Annotated in this window: 11 protein-coding genes; 8 read left to right on the top strand and 3 right to left on the bottom strand. The window is 50.3% G+C overall.

Going from position 1 to position 16,184, the window contains the following annotated elements; genetic code table 11:
* Nucleotides 1-34 precede the first annotated feature (34 nt).
* The 4 genes from NZM05_04045 (at nucleotide 35) to NZM05_04030 (ending at nucleotide 8,898) form a co-directional block, all read left to right on the top strand.
* A complete protein-coding gene (locus tag NZM05_04045; protein ID MCS7012788.1) occupies nucleotides 35-2,524 on the top strand; it encodes a hypothetical protein in 2,490 nt (829 codons plus the stop codon).
* Between the two features lie 19 nt (nucleotides 2,525-2,543).
* Nucleotides 2,544-6,080 carry a chromosome segregation protein SMC gene (gene smc, locus NZM05_04040; protein MCS7012787.1) on the top strand — a complete coding sequence of 1,179 codons (3,537 nt, stop codon included), beginning with the start codon at nucleotides 2,544-2,546 and terminating at the stop codon, nucleotides 6,078-6,080.
* A gap of 457 nt (nucleotides 6,081-6,537) precedes the next feature.
* Nucleotides 6,538-7,170, top strand: a complete 633-nt coding sequence (locus NZM05_04035; GenBank protein ID MCS7012786.1) for a hypothetical protein — start codon at nucleotides 6,538-6,540, stop codon at nucleotides 7,168-7,170.
* 204 nt (nucleotides 7,171-7,374) lie between these two features.
* Nucleotides 7,375-8,898, top strand: a complete 1,524-nt coding sequence (locus NZM05_04030) for an LPP20 family lipoprotein (protein ID MCS7012785.1) — start codon at nucleotides 7,375-7,377, stop codon at nucleotides 8,896-8,898.
* Nucleotides 8,899-8,927: 29 nt separating this feature from the next.
* Here the strand turns inward: NZM05_04030 and NZM05_04025 are convergent, their stop codons facing one another.
* From NZM05_04025 to NZM05_04015, 3 genes are all read right to left on the bottom strand, one after another.
* Nucleotides 8,928-9,650 (bottom strand): TIGR04283 family arsenosugar biosynthesis glycosyltransferase, encoded by a 723-nt coding sequence (locus tag NZM05_04025; protein ID MCS7012784.1) that lies wholly within the window; start codon nucleotides 9,648-9,650, stop codon nucleotides 8,928-8,930.
* 3 nt (nucleotides 9,651-9,653) lie between these two features.
* On the bottom strand, nucleotides 9,654-11,123 hold the full coding sequence (locus tag NZM05_04020) for a BamA/TamA family outer membrane protein (GenBank protein MCS7012783.1): 1,470 nt from the start codon (nucleotides 11,121-11,123) through the stop codon (nucleotides 9,654-9,656).
* A gap of 107 nt (nucleotides 11,124-11,230) precedes the next feature.
* Complete coding sequence (locus tag NZM05_04015; protein ID MCS7012782.1) at nucleotides 11,231-11,638, bottom strand: CoA-binding protein; 408 nt, start codon at nucleotides 11,636-11,638, stop codon at nucleotides 11,231-11,233.
* A 46-nt stretch (nucleotides 11,639-11,684) separates the two neighbouring features.
* On the opposite strand from NZM05_04015, the gene NZM05_04010 reads away from it, so the two are divergent.
* From NZM05_04010 to NZM05_03995, 4 genes are read left to right on the top strand one after another with little or no spacing between them, the layout of a single operon-like run.
* Complete coding sequence (locus tag NZM05_04010) at nucleotides 11,685-12,476, top strand: lipoate--protein ligase family protein (GenBank protein MCS7012781.1); 792 nt, start codon at nucleotides 11,685-11,687, stop codon at nucleotides 12,474-12,476.
* 51 nt (nucleotides 12,477-12,527) lie between these two features.
* Nucleotides 12,528-13,403 carry a DUF350 domain-containing protein gene (locus NZM05_04005; GenBank protein ID MCS7012780.1) on the top strand — a complete coding sequence of 292 codons (876 nt, stop codon included), beginning with the start codon at nucleotides 12,528-12,530 and terminating at the stop codon, nucleotides 13,401-13,403.
* Between the two features lie 20 nt (nucleotides 13,404-13,423).
* Nucleotides 13,424-14,767: a glutathionylspermidine synthase family protein gene (locus tag NZM05_04000; protein MCS7012779.1), complete on the top strand. Its 1,344-nt coding sequence runs from the start codon at nucleotides 13,424-13,426 to the stop codon at nucleotides 14,765-14,767.
* A gap of 14 nt (nucleotides 14,768-14,781) precedes the next feature.
* Nucleotides 14,782-16,182: a hypothetical protein gene (locus NZM05_03995; GenBank protein MCS7012778.1), complete on the top strand. Its 1,401-nt coding sequence runs from the start codon at nucleotides 14,782-14,784 to the stop codon at nucleotides 16,180-16,182.
* The last annotated feature ends 2 nt before the right edge of the window (nucleotides 16,183-16,184 follow it).

The following is a 16,184-nucleotide window of genomic DNA, read 5'->3' as shown; positions in this document are numbered from 1 at the left end:
GCGTGAAATTCTTCCCTTAGCAGGCAAATGGACGGTGAGACTGCCAGATGGCACGACCAGTGAAGTTGGTGTGCCCTCGGCATTCGAGTTTGCAGGCAAGGTAACCTACGAGAAGACCTTTTTGCTTCCTAAGCATTTCGGGTCAAGTTTGCTGACGCTGGTGAGTGAAGGAATGGGCAATCGGTGCGAGATTTTCTTTAACGACCAGTTTGTTGGCACGCATGTCGGGCACTCCCCGTTCAAGATGGATATTCCTGCCGAAATGTTACGCCCTGATGGCGAGAACAAACTCTCTATTGTTTGCGACAGTCGTCTGAATATGCGCACTAGCTTTCCGCTCCGCTCACAAGCCTTTGACAAAAAGGTTTATGCAGGGCTTTTTCGCAATCTTTATTTGGTGCGCTCTGCACCGATTCGATTTAGCGAAGTGGCCGTGCGCTATGCTGTGCGCGATACGCTTCTTTCACCGAACCTTACGCTGCGCCGCACAGAGCCAGTCGACACACAGGTGGTTGTCCATGTGTCGCTTGCCGTCAGCATTAAGCAGTTCAATTTGCGTGGGTTTCAGCTGACTCCCGATTCGCTTGGCAGAACGACTCTTAGGGCAACGGCACAACTGTTTCTGGATACATTACCTGTTACCCCTTCTACTGAACTTGGGCAGTTTGAAGCTGAAAGCAACCGTGTTCATCGATATGAAACCACTTTGCAAGTGCTAGGTGCGGCACTCTGGCAGCCCAATGCGCCCGTGCGATATCGCCTGAAACTGGTGCTGCGCACAGCCGCTGGCGACACGCTCGATGACCTCGAGTATCGACTTGGCTTTCGGACTGTGCAAAATCGCGCTGGCGCTCTGACGCTCAATCACAAACCGATTTTTCTGAAAGGCATTCATCTTGCCGAAGAACTCCCACAAGCTGCCTCTGTGATGTCTGAGCAAGATATTTTGCGTGATTTACTATTGGCTCGCAGCACAGGGGCAAATGCAATTCGCTTTACCGATATTCCTCACCCCCTTACTTTTGAGCTTTGCGACAGTCTTGGTCTGTTAGTTTTTCTTGAGCTGCCTGTGCGCAACCTGCCCACTCCGCTCCTTACGCAGTCGTCCTTTTTTCAGCAAGCAGAACTGGCTTTGCAAGAAACCTTGTCGCTCACACAATTTCACCCATCGGTGATTGGCTACGGCTTGGGCGAGGGATTAGACCTTCGTGACGCTCGCACCGAGCAATATGTTCAAACGCTCACCAATTTGGTGAAAGCCGCTACAGGTAGCCTTGTGTATTTTGCACCCAAGACGCTGCTCAGCCACACGGTTTGGCAACACATTGACTTTATCGCCTTTACTGACTATGGCACTTCCTTCGAGCACTTCAAGCAACTGGGTGAGACAGCAAAAAGTCTTGCAAGTGCCGAAAAACCGGTCTTGCTGCTCAGCTATGGCGTTTTAGCACAGCCTGATAACCACAACGGCTACAGCGACCCGCGCTCCTTAGAACATCAAGCTAAGTTTCTTTTGGACCGATTTCGTTGGTTAGAAGATGAACACACACGCCGTAGCGCTGTGTGCGGCGGATTCGTTCATACGCTCTATGATTATCACCTTGCAATTGCGCCCATTTTGCAAGCCAGCGAGCGCGACAAAGACTTAGCCACATTTGGGCTTTGCACCCTTCAGCGCGAAAAAAAATCCAGCTTTCAGATGCTCACAACGCTTTACTTAGGCGAGCGCGCATTCAACCCTCCTGTTGGCAATCCCCAGACGGATTTCTCGCCTGTCTTAATTTTGGTGAGCGTATTTTTGACTGCGTTTTTCGTCTATGTGCTCAATGGCAACAAGCGGTTTCAAGAGACCTTGCAGCGTGCGCTGGTTCGCCCTGTCAATCTCTTTATGGACATCCGTGACCAGCGGCTTTATGCTGCCTTCGACCCGTTGCTCATGCTCACCCTTCTTTCACTGATATGGGCCTCACTTTTAGCCGCTTTTCTTTACAGCTTGCGATACAGCGAGGGATTGGACTTTTGGCTTTCGCATTTTTTTGGCGCTTCTCGTTTCAAAGAGTGGCTCAATGTGCTCATCATTAACCCACATCTTGCTCTGCTTGCATTCAGTGTCGCTTTCTTTGTGCTCATCTTGCTTTTGCCGCTTCTTGTGCGACTCTTTATCACACTTCGGCACCGACACTGCCCCACTTATTTGCAACTTCTTAATGTCTGCATCTGGTCGTGGGCGCAGTGGGTTGTGCTGATTTTTGCCGCTGCGTTCATTGAACGCTTGGAGAATCGAGAGTTTAACTATGTCATGCTCTTGCTTTCGCTGTTTCTTTTCTTGATTTCTGTTGGGCGACTTCTTCGTGGTGTGTCGGTGGTCGCCGAGCTAAATCGCTTCGGCGTATCTCTGGTTGGAATTTTGTTTATCGTGCTGAGCCTCGGGGCATTGGTGTATTGGACAGAGAGTTCCAATCACACTTTTGCGTATTTACAGTATCAGTACGGGCTGAAAAACTTACCTATTCAACCATATTAAACTTTCCAAACACGCTGAAATGTATCTTTCCCGCTTAGAGCTTTTTGGCTTCAAAAGTTTTGCACAGCGCGTTCAAATTAAGTTCGACAGTGGGCTGACTGCTATTGTCGGTCCCAACGGCTGCGGCAAAACTAACCTTGTCGATGCGATTCGCTGGGTGCTTGGTGAGCAAAAGACCAGCGTGCTACGCTCCGACAAGATGGAAAATGTCATCTTCAACGGCACTAAGACACGCAAGCCGTTGGGTATGTCGGAAGTCTCCATCACGATTGAAAACACGCGCAACATTTTGCCCACCGAATACAGCGAGGTTACCATCACGCGTCGACTCTACCGTAACGGGGAAAGTGAATACCTTCTCAATAAAGTGCCCTGCCGCCTCAAAGACATCACTGACTTATTTGCCGATACTGGCATGGGCAGCGATGCCTACTCCGTCATTGAGCTAAAAATGATTGAGCAAATCCTCTCCGAGAACGCCGAAGAACGGCGCCGGCTCTTTGAGGAAGCAGCGGGCATTACGAAATACAAACAGCGTCGTAAGCAAACTTTCAAGAAACTGGAAACCACCTCACAAGACCTCTCTCGCGTGCAGGACATTGTGCTGGAAGTTGAAAAGAAAGTCTCTTCGCTGGAACGCCAAGCCAAAAAAGCCGAGCAATTTCGGCAACTGAAAACCGAGCTGCGTGAGTTAGAAGTTGCTATCGCTGAACGCGAGCTTGCAAGCCTCTATCGCCTTATAGTGCCGCTGTCGCAGCGACTTAGCGAACACGAGAAAGAAAAACTCTCACTTACGACGCAAATCGACACTTTAGATGCCGAGCTTCAGCAGAAAGCCGTTTCGCTGCTTGAAGTTGAAAAAGCATTAGCTGCAGTGCAAAAGGAGCTGAGCCAGCAAACGGAACGGATTACCGCTACAGAAAAGCAGATTTTTGCCAACGAAGAGCGCACAAAATCTCTTGCCGAAACGATTCAGCGTGCTGAAGCCGAGTTAGCTTCTCTGCAAACTCAGCTTGGCGAGCTATTAGCCCGACAACTTGCACTGCAAGAAGAATTGCGCTTAAAAGAATTGGAGCTGCAACAGGCTCAGGAGACTTTCTCAGCGCAGCGCCGTGCATTTGCTGCATCAGAACAGCAACTGCGCGAGCAACGGCTTTTGCTGGAACAGACGCGCTCCAGCGCCGCAGAACTGAGCAAAAAATCTAGCACCCTTGCCCTCGAGATTCAGTCAATTCAAAGCCGCATTGAAAACCTTGACTCACAGCGCCAGCAATACGAAGCGCGCCAAAAGGACTTAGCACAAAAAATTCAGGAACGCGAAACCTACCTACAAAGCACCCGAGCCGCTCTTGCACAAGCGCAAGATGCCTTGTTGGCTGCTACGGTTGCCTTTTCGGAAGCCAAACAGCGCCGCACCCATCTGCAAGCCGAGCTGGATAGCCACAAAGAGCAATTGCTACAAGCTCGCGCCGAGCGCGACCGTACAGCTGGACGAATCGCCGTGCTGCAATCGCTTTTGGAGAGCTACGAGGGGTTACCTGAGGGCGTGAAATTTCTGGATATTGATGCACAAAAACGCTTCGGTTTGGGCAGTCTTGCCGACCTTGTCTCCACCGATGAAGAATACAAACTTGCCTTAGCGGCTGCCTTAGGCGAAGCACAAAGTTTCTACGTCTCTCCTACTGCCGACTCCGCCCTGCAAGCGATTGAGATGCTGCGTGCCTCTGCCAAAGGCAAGCTGACATTTGCTGTGCTGGAACACTTTGCTGCGCTCACTTTACCCGAGCCAGCTCTGCCGCCCTCTGCCTTACGCCTGTTGGATGTGGTGCGCTGCGCCCCTGAAATCCGTCCGCTTCTTGCTGCACTGATTGGGCATATCATTATCGCTGATGACTTTGCCCACGCTCATGCACTTTTGCAAACGGCTCCTCACCTTGAAGCCGTTACGCGCTCGGGCGAAAGGTATAGCCTGCGTGGATTTGTTCGTGGCGGTAGCATTAAGGAATCCGAAGGCTTGCGCATCGGCAAGCGCGAAGAAATGGAGCGCTTGCTTAGCGAGCAACATGAACTGAATGCTCACATTGAGCACTTGGAGCAATACATTGCGACGCTGCAGCGCACCATCGGCGACATCCGTCTTGCCGAAATGGAACAAGAGATTCGCCGCACTGAGCTTTCCATTACCGAGCTGGAAAAGCGCCTCTCGCAGGCAGAGTTTGAACGCAGCTCATTTGAAACTGAAAGTGCTGAGCTGGCTGCCCGCCTTGCTACACTTGCCAGCGAGAAAATCAAGTTTGAGCAAACGCTGGCTATGCGCCAGCCCGAACAAGCTGAACTGAATCTGCAGCTTTCTGAACTTAGTGCAGCGCTCGAAGTCCAGCAGCGCCTCATTGGGGAGCGTGAGCAAGCTGTGCAAGCTGAAAACGCAGCCCTCCAGCAGCAAAGCCTTCGGCTCAAAGAAGCTGAATTTAGCCTCGAGAAAACTCGCTCCGCCCTGCAGAATCTTGAGCAAGAACAGCTTGCTAAGGAGCGGCAAAAGGAAAGACTCACCTTGCAAATTGAGCAAAACCGTGATGAAATTTTCCGCCTGCGTGCCGAGCTTGAAACGATGAACGCCAACTTGCGCGTGCTCTATGCCCAGCGCGATACGGTGCAAACCCGACTTGCTGAGCTTGAAGGCACGCTTTCTTCGCTCAAAGGCGAAATCAGTGCCCACGAAGCCAAGTTGCGCGACCTCTCTCGCCAGCGTGAAGTGGTCTCGCACCTCATTCTGGAATTTCAGCAGCAGATTTCGCACAACACGGTCAAAGCTGAACACATCCGCACTGTTATCAAAACCGAATATGACCTTGAACTTGAGCAAAAAGAATTCCCTGAACACGACGACTTTCAAATCTCCGCTGCTCAAGAGCGCGTGCAGCAGCTTAGGCAAAAGCTCAAGTCACTTGGCCCGATTAATGAGCTAGCGCTGCAGGAATTTCAAGAAGAAAAGGCGCGCTTAGAGTTCCTTACTTCACAGCGCGATGACCTTCTGAACGCTGAAAAACAGCTCCGCGATACAATTGAAGAAATCAACAAAACAGCGATTGAGCTGTTTAACAAAACTTTTCAAGCCATTCGGCAAAACTTTATTACCATTTTCCGTGAGCTTTTTAGCGAAGGTGACGAGGCTGATCTTTTACTCAAAGACCCGCAAGACCCTCTTGAAAGCGACATTGAAATCATCGCTAAGCCCAAAGGCAAACGTCCACAAGCTATCACGCTGCTCTCAGGCGGCGAAAAAACATTGACCGCCACAGCGCTACTGTTTGCTATTTACCTTGTCAAGCCTAGTCCTTTCTGCATCCTTGACGAAGTTGACGCCCCGCTTGATGACGCCAACATTGACCGCTTTGTTCGGCTTATCAAGAAGTTTTCCAAAGACACGCAGTTTATCATTGTAACGCACAACAAGCGTACGATGGAAGCGGCTAATACGCTCTACGGCGTTACGATGGAAGAAGAGGGGGTCTCGAAGTTAGTTGCCGCCCGACTGGATGACCTGCGCAAGAACTAATCCGCATTGAGCAAGAGCCACTAGTCCCCCCTTATGCATTAGTACTCCAAATTAGAGCACCCATATGCTGCTTGCACCCACTTGTGCCCCCTCTGCACTTAACTCCGCAAAGCCTAACCCAATCCCTCTACACACTATCTCATTATTTGCCTCTCGCTGCATAAAAAGAGGCCTCGAGGCTTACAAATACCTTAAAAATTAAGGCATTCATTCTATTACTAAATAGCTATCTACATATATTTCTCCCAGCAAATTTCTGACACAGTCTCGGTTGCATAATTATGCAAAAAATTGCGTTTTTATGCGAAAAAACGCATTTTTTCCACACTCACATACTCAGTCTCGCTATCTTTCGGGATCATTCGGCTTGGATTTTTGGGTTACTTTTGTCTAAATTTGCTACTGCATTTAGCACTGAAGTGCCAAAAATGCCTTAATTATTAAGACGGAGGGTTATATGCATTGGATGGAGTGGAATCCCGGTCTGAACAACGACGATCTCACGCTGCGTGAAGTCTATGAGTCCCTGCCCGGATACTCACAGAGCGAGATTAGCTGGCTGGTTAGAGCTTTGGAGAATCCTAAAAGCCCCTTTGCTTTGACAGGAGCTATTGACCTTTTCGGACACGATTGCGTGCATGTGCTCTTAGGTAGGGGCTTGCTTGCACAGGATGAAGCCTTCGTTATTGGCTTCACAATGGGCACTAGCAAGCGCTTGCCGCGCTGGCAACGTAACTTCTTTAAGTTCGCCACACAGAAGCTCTACCCTAAGGAGTATCGCTTCGACGACAACGACCTTAAAATCTTTGACTTGGGTGTCGAGTGCGGTATCAAATCGCCATGCAAGGAAATCTACAAGGTTGATTTCCGCCCAATGCTCGACTGGCCGCTCGGTAAAGTGCGTGAGACCGTTGGCATTGACAAGCAGCTGCTGCTCGAAGCATACCGCATTGAGCAGTGGTTTGTGCCACAAAGCCCTGTCAGTCGGCGATTGCCTGTGCGGCATATTCAAAGTAAGTCAAGCACTAAAGACGGCAGCAGCATTAGCTCTGCTCCAGTCAGTGAAGGACTATCAGTCGGTTTAGGCTAAGGCCAGCGCCTGATGTCTCAATTGCTTGCGCTGCACAAAGCAGCGCTTTCTTTTTTTGCAAAAGCTCAAACTTTGCGATATTCTCTGCAGCATTGTGGTGCAGAAATTGTGGGTGACGCAAGCGGCATTGACTGACTCAGCACGCTGCTCGCTTTGCCAACGGCTCTTCACCTTGCTACTCTTAAACTTCAAACTATGCCTGCTATGCGTCGACTTGCACTGCTTCTTTTGCTTGCTTTTCCGCTCTCCAGCTTTGCACAACTGCCTGAATGGGCCCAAAGTTACGGCTCAAACATTCCTTTCTCACGCAGCACCCATCTAACAGGGTTCGGAATGGCTATGCTGGCGGGCGCTGAGTCTGTTGCCTTAGAGAATGCCAAAGCGCAAGCTGCATCAGACCTTATCAAGAAAATCCAAGTGACGGTTTCCAGCGATATGGTCTCCATCTCGCAAGAGATTGACGGCAAGTTTTCCTCAAGCCTGACTTCGGTGGTGCAGTCGGTTAGTGCCCTGCAGCTTGAAGGGATTGAATATCTTACAGCAAAGGACGACAAGAACTTCTATGCGCTGGCATTTATCAAGCGTGCTGAGTTAGGCGACGCATACACTCAGCGCATCAAAGCTGGTCTAGTGCGGCTTCAAGCCACACTTTCCCAAGCGGAAGACACATCTAACCCCACTGCTGCCGTAGAGAAGTATCTTGCTACCTTGCTGCGTTTCTCGGAACTCTTGGAATGGGTTGCGCTTGTGCGTGCCCTAACGGGTAAATCCCTCTCGTCCGATGAAATCGGTGTGCCAGTGCGTTCCAGCGCTATGGAATTCTTGGCTTATCGTGAGCAAGAAACCCGCACAAAAGTCAATACGCTGCTCCAGAAACCGATTGCCTCGCTCGATGACGCCGCTGCAAATGCGGTGCAGCAGTTGCAACTTCAAGGTATGGCGATTGGCACCATTCAAGTGTTAGACCTGACTTACCAAGACTCTGACTTTTCCAGTGTTTTCGGTGCATTTTTTGCGCGCAAGTTAGATGCTCAATTAAGCAGCGCACCCAAACGCAGCCCCGAGTCGCAAGTTGTGCGTGGTAGTTATTGGGAGCGCGGCAACGCAATTGAACTGGTGCTTCTGGCACAGAAGACAAACGGCGAAAAAATCGGTAGCGTCTCGCTCACTTTTCCGAAGACTATTGTGCCAAAGGATATAGAAATCAAGCCAAGAAATTTTGAACAGGCGCTCAAAGACCAAAAAGTGATTGCAGAGGGGGCTCTAGTAGAAGGCGGCATTAGCGTCGAGGTGTGGACAAATAAGGGTAGAAACTTAGAGCACGTGGCTTTCCAAGAGGGCGAAAAAGTTGAGCTTTACTTTCGCGTCAATCAGCCTGCATTTTTGCGTCTCACTTATTTGCTCTCAACTGGGCAGCAAGTTTTGCTGGAGGAAAAGTTCTACATCGGCATTGACCGTGTCAATCAAGTAGTAAAGTATCCCTCAGAGCTTGTCTGCTCACCTCCCTTTGGCGTAGAGCGGCTTATTGTTACGGCGTTCAGCAGCGAACCACCCAAGCCAAGTGTGAAGGTAGAAAAGATTTCCGGCGAGGAATATGAGGTGATTGCAGAGCCGCTGGCACAGTCACTTACTAAAACGCGCGGCTTAAAGAAAAGTGCATCTGCCAAAGATTTAAAACTTGGCGAAACTGCTCTAACCATTACCACAATGCCCAAGCTGCGGCAGTAACCCAGAACGCATCGCCTGAGCAAGGAATTTTATCTCAATAACCATTTTCCTGTCTCGTATTGCGCTTTCAGTGTGGCCACATCAGCGCCGAAGATATACTGCACGACCAGATAGATGTTGAGCAACTGCTGTCGCAGAAATCCATTTTTCTCGAAACGACGCGCCGAGGTGGTTACAAAGGCATTTCGAATCAAAGTTGGTTCAGAGATGGCTCGCGCACGAAAGAGAAATTCCACATCTTCCATCAACTCTTGCTCTGGGAATTGTCCTACTTTTTCGAAAAACTCTTTGCGCGCAAAGATGCCTGAATCGCCGTAGTGCGTCAGGATTGAATTGATGCGCGTGGCTGCAGCGTATAGCTGCGCCAGCGGGTGATTGCTACTGAAGTTCATTGGGAAGTAGCCATATTGCACGGCTGGGTTTTCAAGCGTGGCGACTAATTCTGAAATCGCATTTGGCGAGAGCGTGCTATCGGCGTGGAGAAATAGCAGCACATCACCTCTCGCAAATGCAGCACCGCAGTTCATTTGCACGGCGCGTCCCCTTATGCTTGCAAACACCCGCACAGGCAAGGAATCAATTGTTTCGAAGAACTTCTCCACTTTCTGTGTGGTCTGGTCGGTGCTACCTCCATCTACGATGAGCACTTCGGTGGTTACACCTGCTGGAAGTGCCTGCATGGCAATGCTCTGGAGCGCGTTTGAAATGTATTGTTCTTCGTTGAGCGTCGGAATGATAATGGAAACCTTCACCGCTCAGAATGAGACAATGTTTTCAAAAATGATGTCTAATGTCCCACGTTGATTCCACGCAAAGTCTACTCGAGCTGCCAGTCGATATCCTCCAATCAACACCAAGCCTGCACCGTAGCCGTATTGCGTATTTTGCCACTCAAAGCGTGTAGGACGGTTGCCGAAGAAGACCGTGCGGGAGTTATACCAGATGTTACCTGCGTCAAGAAACGCTGTGGCATATAGCGCCCATTGCATCACCTTGAACTGCTCTACGGGCACAAAATCGAAGCGCATTGTGCGCAGCGGCACCAGTGGGTAGCGCAGCTCAATGGAGTTGAGCTGCAAGTTATCGCCCTCGAACACCTCTCGCGTGTAACCTCTGACTACAATGCGTGTGTAGCCAAAGAAAAGCCGCTCGTGGTTTGGCACGGGCGCATTTAGTGAAATTGCCGTGTAGTTACGCAAGCTCAGTGAAAGCTCTCCCCAGATTTTTTCATAGAAGCGAATGTCGAAGATGCCGCGTGTGATGTTCATCTTATCGTGCCAAGATGGCAAGCCGAGCTGGAAAAAATTCAGCGAAATAAACCAACCTTTGGTTGGACACTGATTGAGATCCAGCTGCGAATACACATAGTTTAGGTGTAGCCATGGGTAGTCGTCTTGCCCATTTGCTGCAACGGTGGCGCTTGGATAGGCTGCTTTGGTTTCATCAAAAACGGAGACGCGGCTGTAACCAAAATTAAGATTGAAAAAGGCAAATGGCGATAAGCGTTGGCTGAGTGCGCCTGAGACAGTAAAAGTTTTTTGAATGTAACGTGGAATCGTCTCGGTCTGGGTGTCGTAGGCAAGGTTGTTTAGGTCTCGCCAAGTTAGCGCAAAGCCTGCGCCTGTGCGCGATGTGCCAAATAGATATGGTGTGTAGTAAGAAATACGAATGTAGGGATCAAAGCCGACCCCAAACGCAACGGAAAATGGGTCATTTAGCCCTGTTAGATTCTGATGCGTAGTAATGATGCCAATGTTTAGGTTCGCAATCGTCGGATTTCGAATCCAGTTTGCAAGGCTCACTCCTCGCAAGTCAAAGCGCGGTTGTGGGAACAGATACCAGCGCTCGTGGACAGAGACCAGCACCACCGTTAGCGGTGACTGGCGCATTTGCGCTTCTTCGTAACATTGATGCACAAATGCGGCAAACAGGGAATCGTATTCGTCCTCTATCGCAATCGGTGCAGGCGGTTCATTTGGGAAAAAACGCTTGGCTGAAACGAACACCACATTGAAGAGCTGCAGGTTGTAAATCAATTGCTGCGCCGTTTGCAGTCCCTCCATTGTGAGCGTGTCCCCTTCACTGAAGGGCATTTCTTGGCGCACTACAAAAGGCTTGGTGGTTGTATTGCCTGTAATGACGATGCGGTCAATTACAGTGCCGCATGCTGCTTCAGTTTCCGCTGGTGTAAAGAAAAAGCCATAACGACGCTCTGAGTCTGCCACTGCGGGCGAAACGCTCCACACCGTGAGTATCAAGCAGACCAACCCCATCAAGCAGCATGGTGCGCAGCAAGGCATATTGCTCTGGCGATTCATTCCACAAGCGAAAGTTATGTCAGGATATGCAAACGGTGCTCAACGGCAATACAACGGTTCTGCACGACTATCAAGCCTGCTTCCTCCGCACGGCGGCGGGCTTGTTCATTCACCACTCCTAATTGCATCCACACCACCTTTGCCCCAATTTCTATAGCTTCTTCTACCACTGGCATCACATATTCAGGTCTGCGAAACACATTAACAATCTCCACACTTCGTCTTAGCGCATCGGGTAATTCTCTCAGGCTTGGATAGCACGGCAGGTTCAAGGCATAGCTTAGGCTCGGGTTGATCGGTAAAATTTTGTAGCCCTGAACCAGCATATATTTTGAAACTGCATAGCTTGGTCGGTCGGGTTTATCAGACTGTCCTACGACCGCAATCGTGCGATATGTCCTCAGGATATCTGGGATTGTCATTTGCGACACACAGTCAGCAATTTAGAAATTTGAACATAACTCTGAAATGTTCGGCAAAATTTTTCTGATTGACTCTGGCGCGCACCATGGCGCTTTTCAGATGTGGCTTGATGAAGCACTGGCGCTTCACTTTGCCGCCTTAGAAGCTCGCTTTGGCAAGCCACTGGTGCTCCTTCGTTTCTACCAGTGGTCGCCCTTTTGCGTTTCACTTGGCTACCACCAAAAAGAGACCTCGCTTGACTTTGCTGCCCTGCAGCACGATGGGATTGACTGGGTGCGTCGCCCTACAGGTGGGAGAGCCGTTTTCCACGCCGATGAACTAACCTATGCAGTCGTGATGCGCACGCGGCACTCTAATGCAGATTGCTATGCTGCAATTGCGCAGGCACTTCGTGCTGGACTTTGCCAGCTTGGCATTGAGGCACACTTTCAGCGCCGCCAACCTGATTTGCGCGCCCGATACGCTTCTGAAGAAAGCCTGCCCTGCTTTACCGCCTCAGCCAGAGACGAATTAGAGGTGAAGGGCAAAAAAATCATTGGCTCTGCACAGCGGCGTTACGGCGACATTTTGCTGCAGCACGGCTCTATTTTGCTCTCGCCCAAGCATCGCGAGCTTACCAAATACCTCTGTGCTCACCCCGATGTGAAGGCACGCATCGCACAAGACTTAATTGCAAAAACCACTTCTGTCGCCGAATGCTTAGGACAGGACGTGTCTTACCGTGAGGCTGTCTCTGCTTTCAGTTATGGATTTTGCACTGCATGGCAAGCCTCGTTTTCTGTGCTTCCAGAATCTGCTTTGCTCGAGGTGCTGCCTAGCTATGTCGAGCACGCTTAGGTTGAGATTTTGCGATTTTCGGCTATTTTTCTCCAAAACCATTGTCAGAATATGGCTTGGCAAGCGATTCTTTTCATTGGCGCTACGCTTATTGCAATGCTCACTATGGCGCGGTTAGTCAACCAGTTCATCTTCAAAGCGAATATGACAGAGGTGATTACGAAGCAAGATCAGACGGCTGTTGGTATTGCGCTTGCGGGCTTTCTTTTCGGTGTCGTGCAAATCACCAGCGAAGTCTTGGCTGGTGAGGGACATGGCAGCTTGCTCATTGACGCAGGACTGGTTGCACTGTGGGGGCTAAGTGGCATCATCTTGCTTGCACTTCTTTCGCTCTTCGGCTTTAAGCTCTTTCACGGAGTCGATTACACCGAAGAAGTGCAAAAAGGCAATGTCGCTGTAGGCATTGTCGCTGCTGCGCGCTTTATTGCCACTTCCAGCATTATTGCGGCTGCGGTTTCGGGCGAAAACACAGGCGACAGCGACATCGCCCTTTCAGAAGGGGGTGCAGCCTTAGCTTCGCTTGTTTTTTTCTTTGTCGGTCAGCTTACGCTCATTGTTGTAACTCGGCTTTTCCGACTCCTCACTGCATATGATGATGCCAAAGAGCTTGCCAGTGGCAACATCGCAGCCGCATTGAGCTACGCTGGTCTTATGATTGGCGTTAGCCTTGCGATTCACAAAGGCATCAAGGGCGAATTTATCGGCTATGCGGCAGGTTTGCTGGCATACGGCAAGTCAATGCTGATTGTTCTTGCTTTCTACCCGATTCGTCAGTTTCTGGTGCAAGGCATTTTGGTTGGCGGCAGTTTCTCGCTCTACGGTGGCACACTCGATGAGGAAATCAGCCGCGACCGCAATATCGCAGCGGGCGCCATTGAAGCTGCCGCCTACATTGCTACCGCCTTGCTCATTACGCGATTGATGTAACGCATCATAAGACTTTGGTGATGACTGAAAACGAGACCTCATTGCCCTTCATGTCGCATCATGCTGCGCAGCTTAGCGATGCAACAACTTATCAAGCACGGTATGAAGCACTCGCTGAGCAGCTTTACCGCACGCACATTCTCACCGACCCATGGCTCAACGGCGAAGAGCGTTTCTTGCTTGAGCCTGTTATTCTTTCAGCCAAAGAAGCCCAAGCTATGCAAATTGCTGCGGAGACGGTGGGACAAGTCTACGATGAACTCGCACAGCTTATCTGGCAAGAGCCGAATTGGTTAGATGACTTTTTTCACCTCACGCCCTATCAAAAACTCATGTGGCTTTCGTCAGGTGGACGCTGGCATTTTATCGCTCGCTTGGACGTCTTTCAGGATAGCGCAGGCGGCATTAAAATCTGCGAGATGAATAGCGATACACCCAGCGGTGAAGCCGAAGCCGTTTTCCTTAACGAACTGCTTCATCCTAATACGCCCAAACTTTGCAACCCTAATGCTCACTTTGAGTCGCAGTTCGTTGATGCAATGCTGGCCATGTATCGCGCTGATGTAGCTTGCCCAAAAGCCTCTCCCACCATTGGTATCATCTACCCGACGGACTTGACTGAAGACCTGTCAATGATTTTGCTCTACAAACATTGGTTTGAAAAGCGTGGATTTGAGACGGTTTTGGGTTCACCGTTTAACTTGTCTAAAACGCCTGATGCGCTGCGGCTTTTCTCTCGCCCAATTGACATTGTGATTCGCCATTACAAAACAGACTGGTGGGGCGAGCGCTTGCCTGTTTGGTATGACGAAGACGATTACCCAGACCCTTACCCAATGCACAATCAGCTGCTGGCGGTATTGGAAGCAGAAGCGATGCATCAAGTCTCTGTTCTCAATCCTTTCGGCGCTGTGCTCACGCAGAATAAACTCACGCTGGCATTCTTGTGGGCACATCGGCATCGCTTCTCGCCCGCCTCACAAGCTGCGATCAAAGCCTACATTCCTGAGACTTATCGCTTAATTGATGTCTCACCTGAACAGCTTTGCGATGAAAAAGACCAATGGGTCATGAAGTCAGACTACGGCTGCGAGGGTGCAGAAGTAATTTTGGGCAAACTTACGACAGATGAAGTTTGGAAACTTTCTTTGGCGCAAGCAGTAAAGACACGCTGGATTGTCCAAAAGTATTTTGATGCAAAGGTGTTGCCGCAAGGCGGTGTTGCAAATTTTGGTGTTTATTTGATTGGAGGCAAAGCTGCCGGGTTTTACACACGTGTCTCCAAAGGTTGCACCGAAAACCACACTCCACTACCGACTGATTACACCACGCCTTGCGCTGCAACCTTTGTGGCAGAATCGTAACTCTTAGATGATTTATGTCAGAGCACACTTCCCAATCCAATGTGCAAAAGCACGGTGCAGATTGGTGGCATGAGATGATTTCACGCCGAGAGGCAAATCAGCGCTTGCTGCAGCTCGTCTCACTTTCGGCATTGCTTTCTACCGCAGGTATCCTGCAAGGTTGTGACTTGGAAGACGAAGAGGAAATTGTCGTGGACACCACCGAACTGCAGCGCAAGGAAGGCTGGAATGTCGGCTCACCTGATAAGCCACTTGCTTTGAACGGCAAGCAAACCCACGACAGCGGCCACTCGCTAAGCTGGACAATGTATTTAGAGCCTGAAGCCTTGCTTCAAGCATACCAGCCGACCCGTGCGGAGTTCAAGCCTTTTGTGGTGAACACCTTAGTGCAAGCACTGGCACAACCTTCGCTCAAAAGCCAGATGGCACCCGTCTTTACGCCCAAGATGAAAGAGGCCTACTCGCGAGGCTTGGGAATGAAGGAGCTTTTGAAGCAAAGCAAAAATCCCGACACAGTAGCACTCATCGTCGACCTTGAAGGCGAAGAAAGCGTTGCGTTTGGCGCCGCCATGGCAGATGTGGCAAACCTTGTCATTGGCTTTGACAACTGGCCTCATCCAATCGGCGTAGTGCCCTCGCAGCAAACACTGGGCGCTATGCTTTACTATGCCGAAGAGGTTTCGCAAAAAGCAAAAATCCGACCTGAAAAAGCGCCAATGGTGATGTTGCTCGACAGCAATCGCCTTCTGCCCTACAGCGAAAACACTGACGCAGAGACCAAGTTTGATAACCGTTACATCGCAAAAGTGCCGACCGCTGAAAACTTCGAAAAACTCGGCATTAAGAGCGTGCTCTACTGCAGCCCTGACGAAAGCCGCTCGCAGGAACTCGATGACCTTAACGAAGATTTTGCATCTTACAAGGAAAAAGGGCTTACGGTCTCAATGATTAAGCTCTCAGATTTCAGGCCGCCTACCCCTGAGGCTGGCATCACCTCGACACTGCCTAAAGCCGCTGTGGATTCTTCGCAGCTGGTCGGCAATGATACGGTAGCGCGCTACAGTGCAGGTTACACTCCGTTTTACTACGGCGGTATGCCCGGCTTTGCACCTTGGTTTTTCTTCTACTACCCGATGTTCATACCATCGCCCATTTACTACCCACGATACGACTACGGCTACTACCGTAGCACTACAGCGCCACGTACACTTTCTGCACCAACCTATACCCCTGTGCGCCGACCTACCCTCTTCTCGTCACGCACTACTGGTTTAGCAACTGGGGTCGGGCGTGTGAAACCTACAGGGTTCGGACGCGTCTCAATGCGTGTTTCCTCAACCACTGGCAGAATGACAGGGCTGCGTGCAGGGCGCTTTGGCTCTTTTGGTCGCAGCCGTAGCGGGTTTTCTCTTTAACC

Source organism: Chloroherpetonaceae bacterium (assembly GCA_025056565.1).
Taxonomy (GTDB): Bacteria; Bacteroidota; Chlorobiia; order Chlorobiales; family Thermochlorobacteraceae; genus Thermochlorobacter.
The sequence above is the reverse complement of the archived record's forward strand: the minus strand, read 5'-3'. Positions and strand labels throughout refer to the sequence as shown.